Annotated in this window: 20 protein-coding genes and 1 tRNA gene; 13 read left to right on the top strand and 8 right to left on the bottom strand. The window is 52.1% G+C overall.

The features are described from left to right. Window positions 1-8 precede the first annotated feature (8 nt). The 4 genes from mreC to rodA are packed head-to-tail and all read left to right on the top strand — an operon-like array spanning window position 9 to window position 4,544. Entirely contained in the window at window positions 9-899 is an 891-nt protein-coding gene (mreC, locus tag BN3003_RS16135) for a rod shape-determining protein MreC (protein WP_058357641.1), read from the top strand. Beyond that, window positions 896-1,402, top strand: coding sequence for a rod shape-determining protein MreD (gene mreD, locus BN3003_RS16140; protein WP_058357642.1), 507 nt, complete (start codon window positions 896-898; stop codon window positions 1,400-1,402). The genes mreC and mreD overlap by 4 nt, the downstream gene beginning before the upstream one ends. Beyond that, complete coding sequence (gene mrdA, locus BN3003_RS16145) at window positions 1,399-3,435, top strand: penicillin-binding protein 2 (protein WP_058357643.1); 2,037 nt, start codon at window positions 1,399-1,401, stop codon at window positions 3,433-3,435. Before mreD ends, mrdA begins: the two co-directional genes overlap by 4 nt. Next, window positions 3,432-4,544 (top strand): rod shape-determining protein RodA, encoded by a 1,113-nt coding sequence (rodA, locus tag BN3003_RS16150; RefSeq protein WP_058357644.1) that lies wholly within the window; start codon window positions 3,432-3,434, stop codon window positions 4,542-4,544. The genes mrdA and rodA overlap by 4 nt, the downstream gene beginning before the upstream one ends. 70 nt (window positions 4,545-4,614) lie before the next feature. Here rodA and BN3003_RS16155 read toward each other — a convergent pair whose 3' ends face one another. From BN3003_RS16155 to BN3003_RS16180, 6 genes are all read right to left on the bottom strand, one after another. Next, entirely contained in the window at window positions 4,615-5,142 is a 528-nt protein-coding gene (locus tag BN3003_RS16155) for a hypothetical protein (RefSeq protein ID WP_058357645.1), read from the bottom strand. A gap of 65 nt (window positions 5,143-5,207) precedes the next feature. After that, entirely contained in the window at window positions 5,208-5,891 is a 684-nt protein-coding gene (locus BN3003_RS16160; RefSeq protein ID WP_058357646.1) for a lipopolysaccharide core heptose(II) kinase RfaY, read from the bottom strand. 120 nt (window positions 5,892-6,011) lie between these two features. After that, the gene (locus tag BN3003_RS16165) at window positions 6,012-6,581 is read right to left on the bottom strand and encodes a DUF2062 domain-containing protein (protein ID WP_058357647.1); all 570 of its coding nucleotides are present in this window, start codon (window positions 6,579-6,581) and stop codon (window positions 6,012-6,014) included. Between the two features lie 5 nt (window positions 6,582-6,586). After that, a complete protein-coding gene (locus BN3003_RS16170) occupies window positions 6,587-7,219 on the bottom strand; it encodes a UPF0149 family protein (protein WP_058357648.1) in 633 nt (210 codons plus the stop codon). A 9-nt stretch (window positions 7,220-7,228) separates the two neighbouring features. Continuing rightward, window positions 7,229-8,023, bottom strand: coding sequence for a TrmH family RNA methyltransferase (locus BN3003_RS16175; RefSeq protein WP_058357649.1), 795 nt, complete (start codon window positions 8,021-8,023; stop codon window positions 7,229-7,231). Between the two features lies 1 nt (window position 8,024). Then, window positions 8,025-8,972 carry a tRNA dihydrouridine synthase gene (locus BN3003_RS16180; protein ID WP_058357650.1) on the bottom strand — a complete coding sequence of 316 codons (948 nt, stop codon included), beginning with the start codon at window positions 8,970-8,972 and terminating at the stop codon, window positions 8,025-8,027. A gap of 39 nt (window positions 8,973-9,011) precedes the next feature. Here BN3003_RS16180 and BN3003_RS16185 point away from each other — a divergent pair, with 39 nt between their 5' ends. The 5 genes from BN3003_RS16185 to BN3003_RS16205 all read left to right on the top strand — a co-directional run bounded on the left by BN3003_RS16185 (window position 9,012) and on the right by BN3003_RS16205 (window position 13,925). Further along, complete coding sequence (locus tag BN3003_RS16185) at window positions 9,012-10,004, top strand: nucleoside hydrolase (protein WP_058357651.1); 993 nt, start codon at window positions 9,012-9,014, stop codon at window positions 10,002-10,004. A gap of 39 nt (window positions 10,005-10,043) precedes the next feature. Beyond that, on the top strand, window positions 10,044-10,571 hold the full coding sequence (msrA, locus tag BN3003_RS16190; protein WP_058357652.1) for a peptide-methionine (S)-S-oxide reductase MsrA: 528 nt from the start codon (window positions 10,044-10,046) through the stop codon (window positions 10,569-10,571). A 55-nt stretch (window positions 10,572-10,626) separates the two neighbouring features. Continuing rightward, window positions 10,627-11,517, top strand: a complete 891-nt coding sequence (locus BN3003_RS16195; protein WP_058357653.1) for an NAD(+) kinase — start codon at window positions 10,627-10,629, stop codon at window positions 11,515-11,517. A gap of 8 nt (window positions 11,518-11,525) precedes the next feature. Beyond that, entirely contained in the window at window positions 11,526-13,190 is a 1,665-nt protein-coding gene (gene recN / locus BN3003_RS16200; RefSeq protein ID WP_058357654.1) for a DNA repair protein RecN, read from the top strand. 90 nt (window positions 13,191-13,280) lie between these two features. Further along, entirely contained in the window at window positions 13,281-13,925 is a 645-nt protein-coding gene (locus BN3003_RS16205) for an HD domain-containing protein (RefSeq protein ID WP_058357655.1), read from the top strand. A gap of 313 nt (window positions 13,926-14,238) precedes the next feature. On the opposite strand, the gene coq7 is transcribed toward BN3003_RS16205, so the two are convergent. Beyond that, window positions 14,239-14,862: a 2-polyprenyl-3-methyl-6-methoxy-1,4-benzoquinone monooxygenase gene (gene coq7, locus BN3003_RS16210; protein WP_058357656.1), complete on the bottom strand. Its 624-nt coding sequence runs from the start codon at window positions 14,860-14,862 to the stop codon at window positions 14,239-14,241. 83 nt (window positions 14,863-14,945) lie between these two features. On the opposite strand from coq7, the gene BN3003_RS16215 reads away from it, so the two are divergent. Further along, window positions 14,946-15,680, top strand: coding sequence for a phytanoyl-CoA dioxygenase family protein (locus BN3003_RS16215; protein WP_058357657.1), 735 nt, complete (start codon window positions 14,946-14,948; stop codon window positions 15,678-15,680). Between the two features lie 87 nt (window positions 15,681-15,767). Beyond that, a complete protein-coding gene (gene ppa, locus BN3003_RS16220) occupies window positions 15,768-16,298 on the top strand; it encodes an inorganic diphosphatase (protein WP_058357658.1) in 531 nt (176 codons plus the stop codon). Window positions 16,299-16,430: 132 nt separating this feature from the next. On the opposite strand, the gene BN3003_RS16225 is transcribed toward ppa, so the two are convergent. Continuing rightward, window positions 16,431-16,784: a Spy/CpxP family protein refolding chaperone gene (locus tag BN3003_RS16225; protein ID WP_058357659.1), complete on the bottom strand. Its 354-nt coding sequence runs from the start codon at window positions 16,782-16,784 to the stop codon at window positions 16,431-16,433. Between the two features lie 242 nt (window positions 16,785-17,026). Here BN3003_RS16225 and rpe point away from each other — a divergent pair, with 242 nt between their 5' ends. Then, window positions 17,027-17,707: a ribulose-phosphate 3-epimerase gene (gene rpe / locus BN3003_RS16230; RefSeq protein WP_058357660.1), complete on the top strand. Its 681-nt coding sequence runs from the start codon at window positions 17,027-17,029 to the stop codon at window positions 17,705-17,707. Between the two features lie 85 nt (window positions 17,708-17,792). Beyond that, window positions 17,793-17,868 (top strand) — tRNA-Asn (locus tag BN3003_RS16235). The last annotated feature ends 160 nt before the right edge of the window (window positions 17,869-18,028 follow it).

Raw genomic sequence — 18,028 nt, forward strand, 5'->3', positions numbered from 1 at the left:
TTGCTTCGATGTCTGAATCCTTACAATTTAACCAACGACGCCTCAACCCACTGACCAAAGTGGTGTTGTTGGTGTTGTTGGCCAGCATACTTTTGGTCACCGATAAGCGTGTGGCAGCGGTCAAACAAATGCGCGCTCAATTGGCCGGTTTGTTCTATCCGGTGCAATGGCTTGCCAACCAACCGGTCAGTTGGTATCAAAATGCCAATCAATACTTCACCGCGCAAAACCATTTGCAAGAGCAAAACAAAATGCTCGGCAATGAAAACAGCCGTTTGAAGATAGAACTCAGTCAACTCAAAGGCGTGCACAACAACGTCGACGAACAAGCGGCCAACAGCCGTTTGAAAGACTTATTGTCTTTGCCAACGAGTGACGCGCAGATTGTGTATGTGGGCAATGAACCCTTCCCTACCCACTACCTGCTCAACAAAGGCAGCAGTGACGGCATCAAAACAGGGCAAGCGGTGGTGACTGCCGATGGTTTATTGGGCCAAATCACCTCGGTCGGCAGCAAGCATTCTGAATTGACGCTGCTGAACAACGCCCAAACAGTGATTCCTGTCATGGTGGCGCGCACCGGCGTGCGCAGTTTGTTGTATGGCAATTTGGAAACTTTGGATTTGCGTTACTTCCCAGTCAGTGCGGATTTGCAAAAAGGCGATGTACTGGTAACTTCGGGCATGGACAATGTGTATCCAGCCGGCATCCCTGTGGCCAGCATCACCTCGATTACCCCGACCAGCGGCACACCGTTTTACAAAGCCACTACCCGTGCCACAGCCAATTTGACCAGTACGCGTTCAGTATTAATATTAGCGGCCAAACCTGTTGTGTACCAAGCCGATACCAGCAGCCTTACCCCCGCATCCGCACCTGAAAGTGCCTCCGCTCCATGAATGCTTACAGCTCATCCAACCCTTACCGCGTGTCGGCATGGTTCATCACCTTGTCGTTCGCGATAACATTTTTCATAGACTTGATTGCTTGGCCAAAAGAATACTTCTTTTGGATGCCCGAATTCAGCTTGTTAATGCTGATTTATTGGGTATTGCACCGACCTGACAGCATCAACTTGGGCATCGCCTTTTGCTTGGGTTTAATCATGGATTTCGCCTTGCTGTCACCACTAGGCCAACACGCCATCAGTTACAGCATCATCGCTTACCTCGTTAGCCAACAACAACGCCAATTACTGCTGTACCACTTTGGTTTTCAAGCCATCGCCGTGGGCGCTTTGTACATCTTACACGCAGCCATCATGGTGACCACACGTTTGTTTTATGACCAAACGTTTTACGGCTGGACGTATTTCACCCCAGCCATCACCATTGCCTTAATCTGGCCTCTTTTCAACACCTTGATGGTTAACATCATGCATTGGCGACAAAACAGACGATGAAATCTTTGCGTGAATTCCGAAGTGGCAAAAACAAACAACGGGGTCAACGTGATTTTCAATTGCGTTTGTTGGTGTCATTTGTCTTTATCATCGTCTTGTGTACGGTATTGATTACCCGCTTTGCCTTTTTGCAAGTGAACAAACACCAAGAGTATGTGCAACGTGCCACCAGCAACCGGGTGTCCATCATCCCAACGCCGCCGATTCGCGGTGAAATCACCGATGTCAATGGCGTGGTGTTGGCGCGCAATTATCCTGCGTACTCATTGGAAATCATCCCCAGCAAAATCAATGGCAAATTCGATGATTTGGTCAAACAATTGGGGCGGTACGTGGTCATCAGTCCCGATGACTTGAAGCGTTACAAGCGCTTCCGCGAAAACAGCCGCGATTATGAAAACATCCCGTTGAAGCTGAAACTGACCATAGACGAAGCCAGCGCCTTGGCACCAGAGCTGTACCAATTCCCCGGTGTGGAAATCAATGCACGTACCTTCCGTGAATACCCGTATGGCAAGTTAACCGCGCATGTGTTGGGCTATATCGGCCGCATCTCCACCAAAGACGTGGACAAACTAACCGAAGACGGTCGCCAAGACCTGTATCGCGGCACCACCCACATCGGCAAACTGGGTTTAGAAGCGTATTACGAACCGCAATTGCACGGCATCCCCGGCATGCAAGAGGTGGAAAAAGACGCCACGGGCAACATCATCCGCGTCTTGAACAACACCCCGGCCCAATCCGGTCAAACCCTGCGCTTGGCCATGGACATTCGCATGCAGCAAAAAGCCGATGAATTAATCGGCAACCGTCGCGGCGCAGTGGTGGCGATAGACCCGCAAACCGGAGGCGTGTTGGCCTTGGTGTCCAAACCTTCGTTTGACCCGAATTTGTTCATTGACGGCATCGACAGTGACAACTGGAAAGCCTTGAACGAAAACTGGGAAACGCCGATGATTAACCGCACCATCCAAGGCTTATACCCTCCCGGTTCGACTTTCAAACCCTTCATAGCCATGGCGATGCTGGAAAGCGGTAAACTCACCCAAACTTCTATTGTGCCAGCACCGGGTGCATGGAGCATCCCTGGTACCAAACATTTGTACCGCGATGCGGCGCGTGGTGGTCACGGGGCGGTAAATTTACAACGGGCGATTACCGTATCCTCGGATACATTCTTCTACCGCATCGGTTATGAAATGGGCATCGACAAAGTTGAGCCGTATTTGAAAGATTTCGATTTGGGTCAAGTCACCGGCATAGATTTGCCGAATGAAAACAAAGGCATTTTGCCCAGCAAAGCTTGGAAGCGTGAGCGCTTTAAAAAATCACCCAAAAACCAAGAATGGCACCCATCGGAAATGGTGTCCATCAGCATCGGTCAAGGTTATAACACCTATACGCCGCTACAAATGGCGCATGCTACGGCGATTTTGGCCAACAATGGCATCGTTTACAGGCCGCATGTGGTGAAAGAATTGCACAACCACCAAACCCAACAAATCACCGTGGTCGACCCCAAACCAGAACGCACCTTGCCATACAAGCAAAGCAATATTGACTATGTCAAACGCGGTATGGAAGGCGTGTTGCGCCCCGGTGGTACGGCGTGGCGTGTCGGCGCGGGCTTGCAATACACCATGGCCGGCAAAACCGGTACGGCACAGGTGAAGAGTATTGCCCAAGGCGCGAAATACAATGCCGCAGCTTTGGCGGTACAACACCGTGACCATGCTTGGTTCATCGCCTTTGCACCGGTAGACAAACCGAAAATCGCCATCGCGGTGATTTTGGAAAACGGTGGTTGGGGTGCGACAGCGGCACCGATCGCACGCCAATTGGCCGACTTTTATTTATTGAAAATTTTGGGGCAAGGCACGGCCGAAGAATTGAGCACACCGCAAGGCATGACCGTCTTGGCCGATGAAACCTTGATTTCTGAAGGCAGCAAAACCTCGTTGGCATCGTTACAGGCCGCATTTGCCACCGCTCGTCAAGCCCCACAAGCAGCATCAGGTGTGAAACCATGATTTCAGACAGCCATCCTTTAAAACGCTTACAGCAAATCATCCTCGATCCGATAGACAAGTGGATGATTTTGGCGATGCTCATCATTTATGTGATGAGTCTGTTTTTGCTCTACTCCGCCGACGGCCAAGAATTTGTGCAATTGGAAAAGAAAACCTTGCACACCTTCATCGGTTTCTTGCTGTTGTGGGGTTTGGCGCGCATCAAGCCGCAAATCTTGGCCAGCTTGGCCTTGCCCGCTTATATCGGCGGCGTGGTATTGCTGCTGGCGGTGGAATTGTTTGGCGTTACCGTTAACGGTTCTACCCGTTGGTTGGACATCGGTCCCATCCGCATTCAGCCGTCTGAAATCATGAAAATCGGCTTGCCGATGATGGTGGCGTGGTATTTCCAACGCTACGACACCGACTTGCGCTGGTATCACTATCTGGGCGCAATCGGCATCATCATGGTGCCGGTGTTCTTGATTTTGAAACAGCCCGATTTGGGTACGGCCACCTTGATCATGGCCTCAGGTTTGTTTGTGGTGTTTTTTGCCGGCCTGTCATGGCGGGTGTTGTTTGCCACCATTATCGCCGCCATTGCCGCCATGCCGCTGATGTGGCAATACGGCATGCACGATTATCAGCGCACGCGCGTATTGACCTTGCTCGACCCAACCAAAGACCCATTGGGCGCCGGTTACCACATCTTGCAATCAATGATTGCGATTGGCTCAGGTGGCGTGTGGGGCAAAGGTTGGCTCAATGGCACGCAAACCCATTTGGACTACATCCCCGAATCCACCACCGACTTTATTTTTGCCGTGTTTGGCGAAGAATTTGGCTTGGTTGGCAATGTGATTTTGGTGGTGTTGTATGTGTTCATCGTCAGCCGTGGCCTGATGATCAGCGCACGCGCACGCACTTTGTATGAGCGCACCGTCGCCGCCGCCTTTACCATGACCTTCTTCTGTTATGCGTTTGTGAACATGGGCATGGTCAGCGGCATCTTGCCAGTAGTAGGCGTGCCCTTGCCTTTGGTCAGCTACGGCGGTACGGCCACGCTGTCCATCATGATCATGCTGGGCATGTTGATGAGTATTTACAATAACCAATCGCACCAGCATTAATCCATTCATTCAAAAACTCCCAAGCTCGCTTGGGTGTTTTGTTGTTTACAGGCCGCTTATATAGCTCTAATTAAGCACAACGGCTATGCGTGGGCAACAAGCCCAGCCAGGTGGGATGGTTTAGAAACGGCTGTATGCATTGCGCCAGCAGCGGCAAACGGCTTTGGTATTGCTGAAAATGCAGGTGGTGGGCAGCAAAATAATGCGCCACCACCTCGGCTTGCTGTTCCATATTCAGCAAATGAAACGGCTTAATCTGCGTACAAGCGGCCTGTAAGTATTGGTAGGCACGCGCTTGTTTGTAGCCACCGCGACAGGTCAACACCACGCCTGCTTTCAATACCGAATAGCCGCGTTGGTATTGCCACACATGCGTCATCTCATGCATAAACCACACTTGCAGGTGCGGCGGCGCCAAGGAAAAATCCTCACAGCGGGCATTGCTGGGAAAATAGATATTGCCGTTTGGCGCCAAAGCGGTTTTGCTGCGTTTTTGCCACCAACTGTCAAACACCAGTTGTACAGCGGTGTAATCGATGGCGTGTTGGAACATCACTTGCGCCAAGGCGATTTCACCTGTGGTCAGACTGCGTTTCATCTTGTGTGCGTGCTTTCTGTTGATTGTGCTGCTGGCCGCTTATTTCAAAGGCAGCCGCAGCGGGATTATTTTTCATCGCGGTGTTTGCGGCGGTAGGCGCGCCATTTGGCCCGCCACGCTTCTTTGCCGCGTATCAGATGATACACCCAACCGTGGCCGTGCAGCTCTGGGTCTAGGTAACGCTGTAATTTCAACACATCGTTGGCCTGACACACTTTGATGCTGCCTTTGCACGACAAATCTATGATTTTGATGTCGCCATCAGGAGTCAAAATAAAATTGCCATAGTGCAAATCATTCGATGCCAAGCCGGCCGCATGCAATTGCAACACACAGGTAATGATTTGCGCATGGTAATCGGCGCGATTGGGCAGTTGGTCTAAGGGGGTACCTTCTATGTATTCATATACCGCCATCGCCTCGCTGCTCATGCGCAAGCGGCGCTTTTCCTTCACCGCATACACGTCTTGAAACACCTGACAGCCTTGGCGCTTGGCTTTTTCGGTCAAACGCATCAAGCGCGCGTAAAACGAACCGAACAAGATATTCATCAGGATTTTTTCAGGCCGCGTTTCCGGCTCTTGGTCACATTTTAAAATATAAGGCTGTGTTTGCCACTGCACCAAACGCACATGGCGCTTTGGGTGACCGGTGCCAAACACCTGCAATACGGCGGCGCTTCTGGGCTCTAACAGCAAGGGCAACACATGTTGGGAATGGGGTTTTTGATACAGATGGTATCCGTTCATCTGTGTGATTTTGATGGACATAAGCGGTTTTTACCTGAAGATGTACACATTTATAGCATAACAGCCCCAGCTTAACAGTGTGTTGCGACAGCGCAAGCGCTGCGCTTTCAGCGCGGCAGTCTATTTTTGGCCATCGTCAACATGGCGATGGCGCCATTTATAGGTGGTGCGCCAGCGCCACACCACCCGTACCGTCACATAACCGATGACGGCCAAACTGCCCGACAACATGGGCACGCCCACCAGCAAATAGCGCGCTTGCTCGGCCAGCGCATGCCTGAGCTCGCTGCCATTGCCCATCACTTGTTTCCAATCGGCAAACGACATCATGGCTTCGCCATTTTGGCCGGCGAGCACATACCAACCCAGCTCATACGCCGCGTAATACAGCGGCAAATAGGTCAAAGGATTGGTGTACAGCGTCGTCACCAACGATACCGGCAAATTGGCGCGCAAGACATAGGCCAGCAGCAAGGCCGTGAGCATTTGTGTCGGCCCGGGCATCATGCCGGCAAACAAACCTATGCCCACCGCCAACGCCACTTTGCGGCGCGAGCCCACCCAAAAATACGGCTTATTGAAATACGGTGCCAACGGCTTGAGCCAACGGCTGGCAAAGATTTCATCGTGGGTAGGCACTTTGGCACGCAGTTTTTTCCACTGTCTGTGCCACCATGTCTTGCGCAACATCGCGTTTATGCCTTACCGCAACACGCTTTGTATTTTTTGCCACTGCCACAAGGACAGGCATCGTTGCGACCGATTTTTTCGCCACCACGGAACACGGTTTGCGGTTTGTTTTTCACCGCTTGCCAGTAGTGGTAGAACTGCTCGGCTGTGGCCGCCAATTGGCTGGTGCATTCTTTGCGCTCTTTCGGGCTGATGTCTATGCCTTCTTCATCGTAAATGCCGGCCACCACCATCATTGGGTAAAAACTGTCTTCAAATTCTTCATCATTGGCCGCTTCAAACCAGTCGGTATCGACCACGTCCAAGGCAAACAAATAGGCATTGGCCCAAGTTTGGTAATCTGGTTCGCCGTCTTCGTCGTCTTCCAATAGCAAAGTCAGTTCGCGCGCTTGCAATTGTGCTTGCCACGCCTCGGCCAGCGCGGTAATCAATTTCAAAGCCACCGCTTTTTCAGCGTCAGAAAACAAGGCTTCATCACCCAAAATTTCCGGCAACCATTCTTCGATGTTGACAGCATCGGGGCCAGACAAGACCGCACACATAAAGCCTTGCACCTCGTCCACACGCATGGTGTCGCCTTCGGTGTGTGGGTGCAGCAATGCCGCCAATTGTTGTTGTAAATCCAAAATATCGCTCATTGTGTACCTTTATGCTTTCACTGCGTGTTGTAATCGTTGTCGTTGTTGTTCAAACACACACACCGTCGCCGCCATGGCCACGTTCAAAGATTCGGTGTGTGCGTGCATCGGAATGTGCACCGTCTTAGGCGCCAGTGCCAGCAATGGTTCACTGATGCCATTGCCCTCATTGCCCATTACCCATGCGCCATCTTGGTTCAAATCCAAATCGTATAAGCTGTCGCTGTCTTGCCCCAAGGCCGTCATCCACAAGCGGCCTGTAAACTGTGCCGCCCAAGCCAAGGCATCGACATCGGTATATATGGCTAAGCCAAAATGTCCACCCATGGCCGCGCGCAACACCTTGGGCGAATACACATCGGCCGCGCCTTTGCTCAGCAATAGCCAATCCAAACCCACGGCCGCGGCGCAGCGGATGATGGTGCCGATGTTGCCGGGGTCTTGTACGTCTTCGAGCAACATGCCATTGCCAGAAGTGGGCAAAGCGGCGTTTACAGGCCGCCTAATCACACTGATGACATCGTCGGCCTCGGTCAAAGCGGTGATTTTACTTAAGGCATCGCCAGTGACCACATGCACCACCCCTGCGGGCAAGCGGCGCAAGAGTTTGGCCACTTCGGCGTGTTCGGCGCGTTTTTCCGACACAAACACCTGCTCAGGCAGCGCACCCGTGTGCAAATACGCTTGCAACACATGCACGCCTTCCATCGCCGCCAAACCCAGTTCGCGCCGCGTTTTCGCTTGTTTGAGCAGCTTGCTCAAGCGTTTTAATTGTTCATTGTGAGCTGATTGAATCAAATACATGTCAGGCCGCTTTCAATACGTGTGCAATTTCGTGGTTGAGTTTCAATGGCCGTATCGCCTCAAACAACACCACCGCTTCGGGATAGACCAATTTCATCATGCCCAACCATTGTTTCAATCGTGCCATCGGGTATTTGGAATCGCCGGCCTTGGTTTCGCACAATTGGAAAAACAAGCGCACCCACTCCATCACCTCAGGCCACGCCATCGCAGCTGGGTCTAAACCTTGTTCATAACGCATGATTTGGCGCGCCAAATCAGGACGGCGCACCGCACCGCGACCGAGCATCACGCTGTCGCAACCCGATTCGGCCTTAATCGCCTTGTAGTCGTCCAAGGTAAACACATCGCCATTGGCGATTACCGGAATGTGCAAAGCCTCGCATATGCGCTTGACGTATACCCAATGCGCAGGCGGCTCATAGCCTTCGATTTTGGTGCGCGCATGCACGGTGACCTCGCAAGCACCGCCGTTTTCGATGGCATGGGCGCAGTCCAAGAACAAGGCCTTGTCCTCATAGCCCAAGCGCATTTTTGCGCTCAATGGAATGTGTTCTGGCAAGGCTGCACGCACGGTGCTGACGATGTGTTCGATTCGTTGTGGTTCTCGCAACAACACTGAACCACCTTGATGGCGGTTGACGGTAGGGGCAGGACAACCGAAATTGATGTCAATTTTCTTGGCACCGTACTTCAATGCTTCTAGCGCATTGAGTGCCATATTGTCTGCGTCTGAACCCAAAATTTGCACAGTACAATCGACTCCGGCAAAAGTTTGAGTATTATATTCCAATTCTGGTACCAGCTTCAGCCACACGCCGCGCCCATGCACCGTGTGGGTAACCCGCACAAATTCACTCACGCATGCATCAAACCCGCCAATTCGTGTCAACACATCGCGCATCACATCGTCCACCAAGCCTTGCATCGGTGCTAGAATCAAACGCATTCATTCATCCTTGATTAATAGCCCGCTATTTTACCCGTTATGACAGCCCACGCCCAACGCTATTTAGAATTAAGCCGCAATCGCCGCAAACCCCAGCTCATCATCGATACCGACCCCGGTCAAGACGATGCCGCCGCCATCTTGATGGCGCTCGGTTTGGAAAAACTGGATTTGGTCGAGGTCTTGGCCTTGACCACCGTCGCCGGCAATGTGTCGCTGCACAATACCAGCAAAAATGCCTGTGTGATTGCAGATTGGGCCGGTCGCAGCGATATGGCGGTGTATGCCGGTGCCGAAAAACCGTTCATCAAATCCTTGGTCACCGCCCAACATGTGCACGGTCACAATGGCTTGGGCGGCATGCAATTGCACAAGGCACAAACGCCGCTGAAAGTCTTGCACGCGGTCGCTTACATGGTCGACATGCTCACCCATGTCGAGCCTTACAGCGTTACCATTTGCGCCGTTGGCCCATTGACCAACATCGCGCAAATGCTCAGCCTCGCGCCCGAAGCCGCCCGCGGCATCAAGGAAATCGTCATCATGGGCGGCAGTTTTTTCCACCCTGGCAATGTCACGCCGATGGCCGAATTCAATTTTTATGTCGACCCGCATGCGGCGCAAATAGTGTTACAGGCCGGTGTACCGCTACGCATCTTGCCTTTGGACGTCACCCACCAAGCCTTACTCACCCAAGCGCGCATCCAAGACTTGGCGCAAATGGGCAATGACAATGGCCCACGTTTGGCCACTTTGCTCGACCATTATGAGCGCCATGAGCAAGCGTCTTTGCATGAAGGCGGCGCGCCTTTGCACGACCCTTGCGCCATCGCTTGCGCGATCTTCCCTGAGCTGTTTGAACAAAAACGCGTGCATGTGGCGGTGGAAACCCAAGGCCAGCTCACCATGGGTGCCTGTGTGGTAGACTGGTGGAACAAATCCAAGGCCGTGCCGAATGTGAATTGGGCCACGGCTGTCGACGATGTCGCCTTTTTTGAATTGTTCAATGCCGCCATTGCCGCATTGCCTTAAATCGGCACCTTGTTCGCGCCCACATTGAAAGGAATCCCCATGCAAACTGCAATCGTCGCTGGCGGCTGTTTTTGGTGTTTAGAAGCGGTATTTACTTCGCTGCAAGGCGTGCACGCCGTCAAAAGCGGCTATACCGCTGGCCACACCGAAAATCCTACTTATGCGCAAGTGTGTACTGGCAATACCGGTCACACCGAAGCGGTGAAAATCGATTTTGATGAAAACACCATCAGCTATGCCCAATTGTTGGACATTTTCTTTGCCACCCACAACCCGACCACGCTGAACCGCCAAGGCAATGATGTCGGCACGCAATACCGCTCTGGCATTTATTACTTGAATGCAGCCCAACACGCCGAGGCAGAAGCGGCAATCGCCGCGACTCAAGCCGAGCATGCCGCGCCCATTGTGACCGAGTTACAGGCCGCATCCACGTTTTACCCGGCCGAATCCGAACACGACGATTACTTCCGCTTGCACCCGTACCAAGGCTATTGCCAACTGGTCATCGCCCCCAAAGTCTTGCACGCGCGCGAAGAATTCGCGGCTTTGTGGCGTCAAGATTGATGTCAGAGACGAAAGTTTGCGGTAAAGTTACGCAGGTTTGACACATTGGAACAACATGCTCACCACCCAATTTCAACGCATAGGCATCGTCTGTCGCCAAGACACGCCGCAAGCATTTGAACCATTAGCCAAAATTGTCCACACTTTGCTAAACGAAGGTTTGCAAGTGTATCTCGATGAAAGCAACCGCCCTGAATTGCTGGACTTGCCGCAACTGGAACAATGTGAATTTGCCAGCAAAGCCGATTTGGGCAAGCTGTGTCATTTGGTGATGGTCTTGGGTGGCGATGGCACGTTTTTATCGGTGGCGCGCAAAATTGCGCCGTTCAATGTGCCGATTATCGGCGTCAATGTTGGCCGTTTGGGCTTTTTAACCCAAGTGCCATTGGAAACCCTGCAAGCCGATTTGCTCAATATGCTCACGGGCAAATACCTGCCCGAAGATTTGATTTTGTTGGAAAGCCAAGTGTTGCGCGACGGCCAAATCGTCAAACAATCACTGGCCTTAAACGATGTGGTGTTTTCACGCGGCGGCTTAGGGCAGATGATCGAATTTGAAGTATTCATCAACCGCCAGTTTGTCTATACCCAACGCAGCGACGGCTTGATTGTGTCCACGCCCACCGGTTCTACTGCCTATTCTTTGGCCGCCGGCGGGCCGATATTGCAATCCTCCATGCATGCCTTGGCCTTGGTGCCCATCTGCCCGCAGTCCATGACCAATCGCCCCATCGTCATTTCCGACACCTGTGAAATCGAGGTGGTGATTACCAAAGGCATGGACGCACGCGTGCATTTTGATGGCCAATCGGTGCTGGATTTGCAAAAACTGGACCGCATCTCCATCCGCCGCTACCGCAATACCTTACGCGTGTTGCACCCTGCCGATTACAATTACTACAAAACCCTGCGCACCAAACTGCATTGGGGCGAACAACTCGTCTAAGGACGCTTATGCTGCTTGCGTTATCGCTAAAAGACTTTGTCATCGTTGATGAACTGAACCTGAATTTTCAAACCGGTTTGACCGTCATTACCGGCGAAACCGGCGCCGGCAAATCCATTACCCTCGATGCTCTGGGTTTGCTGCTCGGCGACAAGGCCGATTATTCGCAAGTGCGTACCGGTCAAAAAGAAGCCCAACTCTCGGCCTTATTCGACATCGCCGACTTGCCGCATTTACAGGCCGCCTTGCAAGAGCAAGGTTTGCTCGGCGCAGATGAGGCGGAATTGAGCATACGCCGCATCATCGACGCCAAAGGCAAGAGCCGCAGCTTCATCAATGGCCAAGCGGCAACGCTGGCGCAATTGCGCGACATCGGTGAAACCTTGGTCGACATCCACGGCCAAAACGTGCACCAATCCCTCAACAAAGAACCGACGCAGCGCTATTTGCTTGATGCCTATGCCGGCAGCTTGAGTTTGGCACAAGACGTCAAACAGGCATATTCGGTATGGCAAGCGGCCTGTAAGCAATTGCAAGACGCCTTACAACAAGGCGAGCAGTTGCAATTGGAGCGCGAGCGTTTGCAATGGCAGCTGCAAGACTTGGCGCAACACCAATTGGCGGCGCATGAGTGGGAAGAATTGAACCAATCGCACGACAGCCTCGCCCACGCCGCCGACATCCTCGAAGCGGCGCAATGGGTGGCCGAAGCGATAGATGAAAACGATTCGGTACAACACCGCCTCTACCAATGCCACCAACGCTTAAGCACGCTGGCGGCGCACGAGCCGCGTTTTCAAGAAAGCTTGGCCTTATTGGAAGCGGTGGAAGCGGAATTGGCCGAAGTGGCCTCGAGCATGCGCGATGTCAGCGCCGATGTCGACATCAACCCCGACGAGTTGGCCATCAAGGCCGAACGCTTGCAAACGCTGAACAGCTTGGCGCGCAAATACCGCATCGAGCCAGAAGAATTGCCAGCGAAAGAGCAGCAATTACAGGCCGCTTTAGACCAATTAGAACGCAGCAGCGACACCCAAGCCTTGGAAGCGGCCGCGCAAGCAGCAGAAGGCATTTACACCGAATTGGCCAAACAGCTGACGGCGACGCGCAAACAGGCGGCCAACCAACTCGGCCGCGATACCAGTGAGCGCATGCAAGGCTTGGCCATGGAAGGGGCGAAATTTGCGGTGGAATTGCTGCCCAGCGCCGCTGGCAGCCACGGTTTGGAACACATACAATTTTTGGTGGCCGCCAACAAAGGTGGCGAACTGCGCCCGATGGCGAAAGTGGCCTCAGGCGGTGAATTGTCGCGCATCTCTTTGGCCTTGCAAGTGGTGACCAGCCGCTTGACCAGTGTGCCGACTTTGGTGTTTGACGAGGTCGACAGCGGCATCGGTGGCCGCGTCGCCGAAGTGGTGGGCAAGACGTTGCGCGAATTGGGGCAGCGCTATCAGGTATTGGCGATTACCCATTTGCCGCAAGTGGCGGCGTTTGGCAATCAGCATTGGCAGGTGAGCAAACGCGACATGGGCAGCGAAACCCTCAGCCATTTGCATGAGTTGTCGGCTGAGGCACGCACCGAGGAAATTGCGCGCATGCTCGGCGGCGAAACCATCACCCCAACCACCTTACAACATGCGCAAGAAATGATAGCGCAAGCAACAACTATTTGATATCACACACTTGTTGGCCATAAAAAATTGAGATTAATTATTCGATTATGCTAGTCTTGCAGCTGCACTGATACAAAAGGCAGCTTCAACATGGTCATTGATACCCAAATCTTGGACGAGGTATGGCAGCAAGTCTTGGACGAGGTATGGCAGCAAGTGTGGCTCACACTGGCACCCACGCACAGCGCACCCGATTTACACCGTGTTTTGCATGCTTATGCCGAGCCGCAACGCCATTACCATACCGTCCAACACTTACACGAATGCCTGTCGTGGTGGCAACGTTGCCAAACCATGATGCAACGCCCTGCCGAAGTGGCGCTGGCCTTGTTCTACCACGATGTGGTGTACGACCCCAAACGCAGCGACAATGAATTGAAAAGCGCGCAACTGATGCTCAGCCATGTGCATGACATCTTGCCGCAGGACAGCGCCGAGCGCATTTACCGCTGGATTTTGGCCACCGCCCACCATGGCGCAGACACGCGTTTGGAGCCTGACGATGTGCACTGGGTATTGGACATAGACTTGGGCATACTCAGCGCCGATGCCGAACGCTTTCAAGAATACGAACGCCAAATCCGCATGGAATACCGCCATGTGCCGCAACTGATTTACCGCTGCAAACGCCGCCAAGTCTTGCGCACCTTCGCCCAAACCGAACGCCTGTACCGCACCGATTATTTCCACACCCATTTAGAACGACCGGCCAAGGCGAATTTATTGGCGATTTGAGTTTCTTCAGCTTAAACATACGGCCTGTAAGGTTTTTAAACACCTTACAGGCCGCTTTCTAAAATCACTGATCATGTTTATATACAGAATCAGATGCAGCATTAAAAGCAGCCACACCATCAAACCTGTAATAGAAACACCCAATCCCAACTTACCCTACCCTCTTGTCGCCATCTCCCTACACCACCACAGTCTAACTAAGCAAGGCGTAAATACATCAACCATATTATAAGCAAGCGGCCTGTAAACCCCGCTTAGAAGGTTTACAGGCCGCATTTGATGTAACGATGAAGCCTATCTAAACAGACAGTGCTTAAATCTTATAACTGATGGTGGTCATCACCTTGGACATCGCCGCCATCACGTCTTTCACCGGCTTGGGCAACGGGGCGGCGCCAAATTCTTGCGCCATGTGCGCGTGTTTCATTTCGTCGGTGCGCATTTGTTCGACAATGGCGCGGCTTTTCGCGTCTTGCTCGGGCAAGCCTTGCAAATGCTCTTCCAAATGGCGCGTCACTTGGTGTTCGGTTTCTTCCAAAAAGCCCAAATTCCATTTGTCGCCCAACATGCCCGCGGCCACGCCGACGGCCAAAGACGACGCATACCACACTGGATTGAGCAAACTGGTGCGCCCGCCCAAATCTTGGATGCGTTTTTCTGTCCACGCCAAATGTTCGACTTCTTCTTGCGCCGCGTGTTGCAAGGCAGCGCGGTTGGTCTCATCGCGGGCGGTCAAAGACTGGCCTTGGTACAAAGCCTGTGCGCACACCTCGCCGACATGGTTCACGCGCATCAAACCCAAGGCATGTTGGCGCTCTTCCTCGCTCATTTCGGCCTCGGCCACATCGCTATCGGGATATGGGCGCACGGTTTGCGCTGGGGCAAACAAGGTTCGCAATACCACATCCACATTTTCTATCACACGATCGGGTAACATGTTTTTATCCTTAGGTTTTTCCACATTTGCACAAGGGCGTGGCGCGTTTGTTATCATCTTGGCGTCACCACAAGGATGCCGCCATGTCGCCCTCATTGTACCAACAACAAGGCTATTTGCACTTGCCAGGCTTTTACAAGCCGCATCAATTGGCCCCATTAGCAGCCGTGCTGCTCAAACACCACCGCGCTTGGCTGCGACAACACCAAGCGGCCTACCAACGCGGTCTCATCAACAGCCACAGCTTAAGCGCCGACCCTGCTCTTACGGAACAAGACAAAATGGTGTTGTTTCAAACCATCGCCGCGCCCACGCTGCTGGCACAAATCACGCCCATCTTCCCACGCGCGCCGCGCTTTTTAAACACGCAATTGTTTTTCGATCCTTATCACCGCGACCAACACAATTATTGGCACCGCGATGTGCAATACACGGGCTTAGACGAGGCGGCACAAAGAAGCGTTATGTTACAGCAAAACGTGTTGCATTGCCGCATCGCGCTGCGCCCTGAACGCGGCCTAGAATTGATTGCAGGTTCGCATCAGCGCTGGGACAGCCCACAAGAATACGCCGTGCGCATGGGCAAACCCCCTTACAGGCCGCATGATGATTTGCCCGGCAGTACCCGCATCGCGATGCAAAGCGGCGATGTGTTGTTGTTTTCCGCAAACATGTTGCATCGCGGCTTGTACGGCCACCAGCGCTTGGCTTTTGACATCATTTACTGTGACGACCATCCCGATTTATTGGCGTTTCGCAGCGCGGCGGTCTTGCCCACACCGGCACAATTGGCCATGCTGCCCGCGAGTTTGTTTTGATGTGCATCAATGCGGTTTTTTACGCGTAAGCCACGGCGATACTGCTATAATGACGCGGTTTATCCGTCAACATAACTTGAGGACACTATGAATCTTGATGCAATCAAACCAGCTAAAAGCATCCCTGATGACTTTAATGTGGTTATTGAAATTTCTGCCAACTCTTCTTCTCCAATCAAATACGAATTCGACAAAGAAAGCGGCGCTTTGTGTGTAGACCGCTTCATGGGCACGTCTATGATGTACCCTGCTAACTACGGTTTCGTGCCTAACACCTTGTCTGGTGACGGCGACCCTTGCGACGTGTTGGTGGTGACCCCATTCCCATTGCCATCTGGCGTGTTGGTGCGTTGCCGCGCTTTGGGCGTGTTGAAAATGGAAGATGATGGCGGCGTGGACGCAAAAATCATCGCTGTGCCAGTGGAAAAATTGTGCCAAATGTACAAAGACATCCAAAAATTGGAAGACTTGCCACAATTGCTCCGTGACCAAATCCAACATTTCTTTGAACACTACAAAGATTTGGAAAAAGGCAAATGGGTTAAAATTCAAGGCTGGGAAGGCATTGAAGGCGCAGCAGCTGAATTGGAAGCTGGCGTGAAAAACTACGTGAAATAAGTGATGCGAAATCCGCTACACTAATGCACAAAAAGCCCATCGTTCGATGGGCTTTTTTATCACTGCATGCTTGCTGCTTGCTGTTTATGGTTTTACAGGCCGCTTTGACTGCTCAAACATCGGCCTGTAAGGCTATTGTTGGCAATAGCGTATCCATTGTTGTTTTTGCTGCGGCGTTAACACCTTGAAGAAATAATGCTGCATGCGCAAGTCTTGCATGTCCAATTCGGCATTGTATTGGTATTTCTGGCTCACATATTGGCGCGCTGCGCCCTCATTGAAATCGTCTTGCATCAAAATTTGCACCAAATAACGGCGCGACGAAGTGGCCGATGGCTTTTTGCGCGTTTGTTCATCGCGCATGATGCGGTATTGATTGCGCAACAAGCGCAATTGGTTTTGCTGCGCCTGACTGAGCGATAACTGTCTGACATCACAATTCAATCCCGCCGCTTGCGCAGGTTGAATACATAACAAACCTCCCATTAGTAAACCGCACATCCATAATGATTTGTTATTTGTGAGTGGACTCTTTATTCCCATGAGTATGGCCAAAATACAGAATGACTGCATTGTAGCAGTGACGGTGTGAAACTGAACCTCCAAGCCGTAAATGTGTGTAAATAGGCGGTTTTCAGAACTAAGAATCTGATTTATAGACCCAATTGGCATGGTCGCACTGCGGCAAAATCGCTACAATAGCGTTTTTGATAAAAAACGACACGCTCATGAACTACCGCATTTCCCCCAGTATTTTGTCTGCCGACTTCGCCCGCTTGGGTGAAGAAGTCACCAACGTCATTGCTGCCGGTGCCGATTTAATCCATTTCGATGTGATGGACAATCACTATGTGCCCAACCTCACGTTTGGCCCGATGATTTGTGAAGCCATCAAACCTTACGCCAGCGTACCGATGGACGTGCATTTGATGGTTGAGCCGGTAGACGACTTGATTCAGTCTTTTGCCAAAGCCGGTGCCAACATCATCACCTTCCATCCTGAAGCCAGCCGCCATGTCGACCGCAGCTTGGGCTTGATTAAGGCACAAAACTGCCAAGCCGGCTTGGTGCTCAATCCTGCCACACCGTTGCATGTGCTCGATTATGTGTTGGATAAAATCGACATGGTGTTGTTGATGTCGGTAAACCCCGGTTTTGGTGGCCAAAGCTTTATTCCTACCACTTTGGACAAAACCCGCGCCTTGCGTTTGAAATTGGACGAGTACGCTAAAGTATCAGGCCGCCACATTGCCATCGAAGTCGATGGCGGCATTAAGGTCAATAACATCGCCGAAGTGGCCGCTGCTGGCGCCGATACCTTTGTCGCGGGTTCGGCGATTTTTGGTCAAGACGATTACCATGCCGTCATCGCTGCCATGCGTGCGGAACTGGGAAAATTAAATTCTTAATAAAATCAGTACCCAGCCGCAAAACATTGCCTGTATTGGTTTACAGCGCTTGACAGCAAAATTTGAGGCGCTATAATTCACGCATTCCCTGATAGCTCAGTCGGTAGAGCGACGGACTGTTAATCCGCAGGTCCCTGGTTCGAGCCCAGGTCGGGGAGCCAAATTAGAAAAAGCCAGCTTAATCGCTGGCTTTTTTGCTGTGTGTTCGATACGGCTTTTATCCGCAGACCATAGCTGTATTTCATCTTAATTGTGTTCATTTTCTTGGCCAATCTGCTGCAGTTGCCCATACAAGCATTTATTGGTACCGCAATGGAGTTA

This window comes from Vitreoscilla massiliensis (assembly GCF_001457815.1).
GTDB lineage: Bacteria > Pseudomonadota > Gammaproteobacteria > Burkholderiales > Neisseriaceae > Vitreoscilla > Vitreoscilla massiliensis.

Excerpts from the sequence above, each read along its gene's own strand:
- mreC (WP_058357641.1), top strand. The coding sequence starts at position 9 with ATGTCTGAATCCTTACAATTTAACCAACGACGCCTCAACCCACTGACC.
- mreD (WP_058357642.1), top strand. The coding sequence starts at position 896 with ATGAATGCTTACAGCTCATCCAACCCTTACCGCGTGTCGGCATGGTTC.
- mrdA (WP_058357643.1), top strand. The coding sequence starts at position 1,399 with ATGAAATCTTTGCGTGAATTCCGAAGTGGCAAAAACAAACAACGGGGT.
- rodA (WP_058357644.1), top strand. The coding sequence starts at position 3,432 with ATGATTTCAGACAGCCATCCTTTAAAACGCTTACAGCAAATCATCCTC.
- BN3003_RS16155 (WP_058357645.1), bottom strand. The coding sequence starts at position 5,142 with ATGAAACGCAGTCTGACCACAGGTGAAATCGCCTTGGCGCAAGTGATG.
- BN3003_RS16160 (WP_058357646.1), bottom strand. The coding sequence starts at position 5,891 with ATGAACGGATACCATCTGTATCAAAAACCCCATTCCCAACATGTGTTG.
- BN3003_RS16165 (WP_058357647.1), bottom strand. The coding sequence starts at position 6,581 with ATGTTGCGCAAGACATGGTGGCACAGACAGTGGAAAAAACTGCGTGCC.
- BN3003_RS16170 (WP_058357648.1), bottom strand. The coding sequence starts at position 7,219 with ATGAGCGATATTTTGGATTTACAACAACAATTGGCGGCATTGCTGCAC.
- BN3003_RS16175 (WP_058357649.1), bottom strand. The coding sequence starts at position 8,023 with ATGTATTTGATTCAATCAGCTCACAATGAACAATTAAAACGCTTGAGC.
- BN3003_RS16180 (WP_058357650.1), bottom strand. The coding sequence starts at position 8,972 with ATGCGTTTGATTCTAGCACCGATGCAAGGCTTGGTGGACGATGTGATG.
- BN3003_RS16185 (WP_058357651.1), top strand. The coding sequence starts at position 9,012 with ATGACAGCCCACGCCCAACGCTATTTAGAATTAAGCCGCAATCGCCGC.
- msrA (WP_058357652.1), top strand. The coding sequence starts at position 10,044 with ATGCAAACTGCAATCGTCGCTGGCGGCTGTTTTTGGTGTTTAGAAGCG.
- BN3003_RS16195 (WP_058357653.1), top strand. The coding sequence starts at position 10,627 with ATGCTCACCACCCAATTTCAACGCATAGGCATCGTCTGTCGCCAAGAC.
- recN (WP_058357654.1), top strand. The coding sequence starts at position 11,526 with ATGCTGCTTGCGTTATCGCTAAAAGACTTTGTCATCGTTGATGAACTG.
- BN3003_RS16205 (WP_058357655.1), top strand. The coding sequence starts at position 13,281 with ATGGTCATTGATACCCAAATCTTGGACGAGGTATGGCAGCAAGTCTTG.
- coq7 (WP_058357656.1), bottom strand. The coding sequence starts at position 14,862 with ATGTTACCCGATCGTGTGATAGAAAATGTGGATGTGGTATTGCGAACC.
- BN3003_RS16215 (WP_058357657.1), top strand. The coding sequence starts at position 14,946 with ATGTCGCCCTCATTGTACCAACAACAAGGCTATTTGCACTTGCCAGGC.
- ppa (WP_058357658.1), top strand. The coding sequence starts at position 15,768 with ATGAATCTTGATGCAATCAAACCAGCTAAAAGCATCCCTGATGACTTT.
- BN3003_RS16225 (WP_058357659.1), bottom strand. The coding sequence starts at position 16,784 with ATGGGAGGTTTGTTATGTATTCAACCTGCGCAAGCGGCGGGATTGAAT.
- rpe (WP_058357660.1), top strand. The coding sequence starts at position 17,027 with ATGAACTACCGCATTTCCCCCAGTATTTTGTCTGCCGACTTCGCCCGC.